This is a genomic window from Anaerovibrio sp. (genome assembly GCF_024697385.1).
In the GTDB taxonomy this organism is placed as follows: Bacteria; Bacillota; Negativicutes; order Selenomonadales; family Selenomonadaceae; genus Anaerovibrio.
In genome coordinates, this window is sequence record NZ_JAILFV010000060.1 from 1 (window position 1) to 5627 (window position 5627).

Consider the following 5627-nt stretch of genomic DNA (forward strand, 5'->3'; position numbering starts at 1 on the left):
CGAGCTTTAAGATGTCCCCTTCCTCTTTAGGTGGGGGAAAACAAACTACAACAGCTGGCGAGCATATCTCCCAGCTCGTTGAAACGCTAATTGGAAGATTTTTCTTCTAAAGAAGAAAAATTTGAACAATGGCGTTATAAACAAAAACAGTGCGGTTCTGGAGGAATAGTCGTGAAAAGAGTCTTTGGGATATTGATGTCAATGACTGTGATGATATTGATGACCACAGGCATTGCAGCAGCAGAAAAACCGGTGGTGTATCTTCAGCCGGTATGCACATATGAAAATTCCATAAATAATATAAAGCTGGATGATTATGAACAGCAGCTGCTGGGCAATATGATCCGGGAAAAGCTGCACAAGATGGCAGCGGAGGATGAACTCCCATATGAAATAAGGGAGATGACGGCGGACCTTCACCATAGCAGTGGTGAACAGCTTCTCACAGATGACAGGATATTTCTTTATCCCACCGTTATGGTAAGCACCGCCATTGACACCAGAAACAACAATCCGTTATATACGGCATATACTTCTACCATTGTGGCAGGTATATCCTTACTGTTCTGCGTACCTGAAGAAAACCTTGATCCGGAAAGGGTGACTGCCGAAGGCAATACAGTCAGTCTGAGGCTGTTGGGGATTGTGCCAATGGTCGAAGCGGAAAGCATAGGGATTCCGGAATATGATATCCAAAAGGACAGGTGGCGCAACCTCAGGACAGAAGAAATTACCCCTGAGGAGAAAAGCCGTAAAATCATTTCACTGACAAGAAAAATGCTTAAGGAGGATATAAATTTTTCCAATATAAAGCGAAATATCAAGGATGACAAGGCCAAGATGGGTATGGAAACCTATCAGGTGACAGATGTGGCCATGTCCTCCCAAAAGGCCAGGGCCCTGTTCCCGGAGGCTGAGGCCGAGGATTTACGGTTCCTGGTGGGATATTATTTCACATCTGCCTACCAGAAAAAAACCAAACGGGTTGTCTATCCACCGGCGGTGGGAGGCGAGGATCTGGCCAACAGCATGATAGATTCCGCTTACAAGCTGAGTCTCGATAGTGCAAACGGCAAGGTGAATGTTGCCATGTCCAACCCAAAATATCCAATCAGGCTGGATATTTCCGGAATTGCCAGTAAGGTTGTGGAATCCGGGAAGGATGTATATACTTTCCTGCATAAGGTCTGGTTGGCAAAAAAACCTGTTGAAGGCGATGAGAAGGCTGAACTGAGCAGGTTGAATACCAGAACAGTCAAGCTGCCGGAGGGTACCGGAACAGATTATGATGATAAAATGATATACAGTGCCCTGCTTCTGGGGTTGGCTCAGGAATTGGGCAGTCAGGACAGGTAAAGTGTTTCAGGAAATGGGATGATAGAATATGATGGGGTATCTGAATAAAAAATGGCTAATTCCCATATTGATAGCCGGATTAATATCCATCATCACAGGGGGATTTGAGCAGCCTGTATGTGAGGCTGAGATCGTAGAGGGAGCAGCTGTTTATGAAGGAAATGGCCAAAAAGCCCGGGAGGCTGCCATAAGGGATGCCATGCGTTCATTGCTGGAAACCAAAGTCGGCATGTATGTGAGATCCAACAGTGAAGTGGACATGGGGGTTCTGGTCACTGACAAAATAGTTTCCCGCTCCACCGGCTATGTAAAAATCAATTCAGTGCTTTCTGAAGGGGTTCAGGGTGGCATATATGTAGTAAAGGTTGATCTGGAATGCGACGATACTAATATAGAGACAAAATACAGGGACGATGTGGCCAAGGCCATGACAGCTATTTTGGAACCTAAAATAGCCAATGTAGCAGTAATAGGCTATGGACTGGACGGAACTGTACAGAGAGATGAGAGGGCCGTTAATATTGTAGGACAATATCTCAACGAAATGGGCATACAGCTGGTGGTGAATGACAATGTAGCCAGGCTGCTGGCCCACAGTCCAAATCCATTACCGGCAGAGCTGCGACAGCTTGCCAGAAATGATGGTGACAATGAAGCAAATTCTGTACTGTGTGGAACCCTTAGGGATACAGCTGTTACACTGGACTCGAGCGGGTATTACAGGGCGGCAGTAGAGGCGAGCTTCTCCTTTGTAGGAATTCAGAATGGTTACGCCCAGAATTATATGGAAAGGTTCACAGGAGTTGGACGGACCGCTGACGAAGCAGTATTCGCTGCCAGGCGGGAGGCCGCATCAACGGCTGCTGAATACCTTGCCGGGGCAGCTTTAAAAACAATACAGTTTGAAAATCGCGGTGGAGTTAACAATCTCAATACTACCGTGGAAATACATGGAATCAGGGACAGGGCTTCCCAAAGTGCTTTCTTCAACAGTCTGCTGGAGGGGGCGAACTGCCGGATTACCAGAGCGGGATTTTCCCCTCAGGGTGTATATAAAATAAAGATAATCGGTACCGGCTGGGATGATTTGTATGAACTTTCCCAGGAAATTGTGAAAGCGGCCGGTGATAATGGCATAGCCCTGATACCTTTGGAGAGTACCACCAAAATTGTTTTGCAGGTACAGTGACAATGATGGTGAACTCGCAGGAGGATGATGGGATATGATGAACAGGGTACTCAAGCTGTTTCCTGTGCTGGTGGCGGTGTGGCTGTGCCTTTTCAGTACCGGCTTTGCCCAGGTGAAGCCTGACGGGGTGGTTACCCTGAGGATGAATGGTATGGCTCAGGATGGTCAGGAAAAAACAGCCGAGGAAGACGCAAAAAAAAGAGCGGTCTTTAAGGTTTTTTCCCACGATACGCGGGCCGAGAATGATCCTGAAAGTATTTTTTCCAAAATAATGGAAAATTACAATGATTATGTGGAAGGCTGCATAGTATTAAAGAAGAACAGCAGTGGCAATCAGATTATGGTAATAGCCGAGGTAATGGTAAACCGTACAGGCCTGCAGCGGGATTTTTATCGCGGAGTGGCCGGCCGGCAGACTGCCAATGATGATATGACGGCAAGCATTATTATGCGGGCCATGGGTACAACAAATAACAAGGCATTCAGTGAGAAGCTGATGGAGGCATTCAATCACCGCTTTGAGCTTCAGGGGTTTCAGACAGAAGTGGATGATGATGCCCTGGCTGCTGCAAGGTACAGCTATACCACAGGTGATTATTCCAGCTTTGACAATGGCATCAGGGAACTGATTGAGAATAATACAATCATGGTAAATTTTGCAATTGTAGGTGAAGCTGAGGTCCTGGAAGTGACCGCAAATCCGGTAGGAAATGGGTATCTTGGAAGGTCAATAGTGAGAATTCATGCCTATGACTGCATGAAAAAACAAATTATTGGCAGTTTTCAGGAAACCTATGAAATATTAGCTGTTACTCCTGATGAGGCAGAACGGCTGGTACTGGCGAAGGCAGGACTTGACGCAGCAGAAAAAATGGCCAATGATACCTTGAAATATTGGCGTAATAAACGGTAATACTCAATCTTCAAAGGATGTATTGGGAGTAAATAAAAATTAAGTATACAAGTATTTTTTAGGAGGAATGAACCATGAAAAGGATTTTTGCGACAATAGTTGCCCTGGCAATGATGCTGGTAGGCTGTACGGCCTTTGCATCAACGGATATCACCGACGGAGTAATCAGGGTAGATGGCGTAGGAGCTCTCCAGAATAAAAATGCTGTAGCCGGGTATCGTGCAGCCAAGGTGGATGCAATGCGCAATGCCCTGGAGGAAGTTCAGGGAGTGCACATCGATTCCGAGACTACAGTTCAGGACAGCATCACTGCAAGCGATGTTATCAAGACAAGAATTAACGGTATGCTCAAGGGAGCAAAGGTAGTAGAACAGTTCAAGGATGCCGATGGATATCATGTAATCATTGAATTCCCTGTTCATGGTGCCCAGTCACTGGCAGCAGCAGTTATGCCTGCTACTACTGCACCACCGGCAGCATTGCCATCAGCATCAGTATTTGTACCTCAGATTCCTGCCAGCACCGGCCCATATACCGGACTGATCGTTGACTGCACCGGACTTGGTCTGGAAACCGCAATGGCTCCGGCAGTATTTACCGCTGATAATAAGCTGGTATACGGCAAGGTTAATTTCAGCTATGAGCAGGTAATAAATCAGGGCTATGTAGGTTATGCCAGAAGCCTTTCCAATGGTGTTTCCCGTGCCGGTTCCAATCCTCTTATCGTCAGGGCACAGGGAATCAAGGATTTTGTCAATCCTATAGTATCTTCTGCTGATGCAGGTAAAATCCTGGCAGAAAATCAGCAGACCGGCTTCCTCAATGCAGGCAACGTAGTTTTTGTTAAGTGATAATGGGAGTGGAAAACCATGAAAAAGCTAATCGTATTGATAACAGCTGTCACAATGCTGCTCATGTCAGCCATTGCCTTTGCTGAAACAGATATAAGCAACGGAAATGTAGTGGCTGAAGGAGTGGCGGCTCCGGGGCAGCTGGCACCAAATGGATATCGGGCTGCCAAGCTGGATGCCATGCGCAATCTTCTTGAGGAAATTGGGAGCATCAGAATTGACAGTGCTACAGTGGTACAGGATGCTGTTATTAAAAGTGATGTAATTACCACCAAAATCAATGGTCTGGTCAAGGGAGCCAAGGTCATTGACAAATATCAGGATGCCCAGGGATATTTCCATGTAGTAGTTGAACTGCCTGTATATGGCGGTAAGTCCTCCCTGGCCGCTGCAGTTTTACCGGTAAAGGAAAGAGTGAATTTCCCTGAACCTGAAAAGTTCAGGACAGCAGCTCCTGTACCGGCTATGCCAACAGCACCTTCAGTTTCTGAGATAACTCCGCCGGCCGTGACCCCGGCTGCACCGTCTTATCCGCCAACTGTATCGGCACCATCTGTACCTTCAGTGACTCCACCGTCTGCACCACCTGTGGCTGCACCTCAGCCAGCACCATCATATACCAGAACTCCGGTGGCCAGCGGTACATATACCGGTGTCATAATTGACTGCCAGGGTCTGGGACTTCAGCCGGCAATGGCACCTGCAGTATTTACAGCCAACCGTCAGGTGGTTTATGGAGCAGAGCACTTTTCCCATGATGAAATTATTGCCAAGGGCTATGTAAGCTATGCCAAAAATTTTGCCTCAGGGGTAGAAAGAGCCGGCAATAATCCATTAATTGTCAAGGCAAGCAGCGTTGAAGGAGGCTGCAGCCCTGTGATTTCTGAGGCTGATGCAGAGCTCATCTTATCCGAAAACAAGCTGACAGGCTTTTTGAACAATGCCAATGTAGTATTTGTCCGCTGATGATTTTTCATGGGCCGGGAGATGCGGGTTTCCGTTTTCCCGGCTCTTTTATTTGCCAAAGACCCGGTCAGGTTTTTAATATTAGCTTATTTGTGATATAATTTTAGAATAATTGTGTGGGGCTGTGGATACAGCTCCTTTGTTTTGTATCAGGTGGTGGCTGTTAATAGATGAAGGATTTACTGAAAAAGGCTCATGGATGGATGGACCAGTATATGAAATCATTTTATGAAGATGATGAAAGTGTTATGCTGGGGATAAAAACCAAGGAAATACATACTGGCTATGTTACAGCCTATGCCAGGGAGCTGGCGGCACATTTGCAGCTTACGGAGCATGACATCATGCTGTC

At 46.5% G+C, this 5627-nt stretch carries 5 protein-coding genes and 1 pseudogene; all 6 read left to right on the plus strand.

Translation table 11 applies throughout. From position 1 onward, the window contains the following. Nucleotides 1–90: 90 nt before the first annotated feature. Nucleotides 91–1356, plus strand: coding sequence for a hypothetical protein (locus K6C05_RS03000; RefSeq protein ID WP_296731059.1), 1266 nt, complete (start codon nt 91–93; stop codon nt 1354–1356). A 28-nt stretch (nt 1357–1384) separates the two neighbouring features. Beyond that, nucleotides 1385–2545 carry a hypothetical protein gene (locus tag K6C05_RS03005; RefSeq protein WP_296731062.1) on the plus strand — a complete coding sequence of 387 codons (1161 nt, stop codon included), beginning with the start codon at nt 1385–1387 and terminating at the stop codon, nt 2543–2545. 34 nt (nt 2546–2579) lie between these two features. Continuing rightward, nucleotides 2580–3458 (plus strand): hypothetical protein, encoded by an 879-nt coding sequence (locus tag K6C05_RS03010; RefSeq protein ID WP_296731064.1) that lies wholly within the window; start codon nt 2580–2582, stop codon nt 3456–3458. Between the two features lie 74 nt (nt 3459–3532). Then, nucleotides 3533–4309 carry an LPP20 family lipoprotein gene (locus K6C05_RS03015; protein ID WP_296731066.1) on the plus strand — a complete coding sequence of 259 codons (777 nt, stop codon included), beginning with the start codon at nt 3533–3535 and terminating at the stop codon, nt 4307–4309. Nucleotides 4310–4327: 18 nt separating this feature from the next. Then, nucleotides 4328–5275 (plus strand): LPP20 family lipoprotein, encoded by a 948-nt coding sequence (locus tag K6C05_RS03020; protein WP_296731067.1) that lies wholly within the window; start codon nt 4328–4330, stop codon nt 5273–5275. A 170-nt stretch (nt 5276–5445) separates the two neighbouring features. Then, nucleotides 5446–5627 (plus strand): annotated as a pseudogene (locus K6C05_RS03025) (metal-dependent phosphohydrolase); the annotation flags it as partial.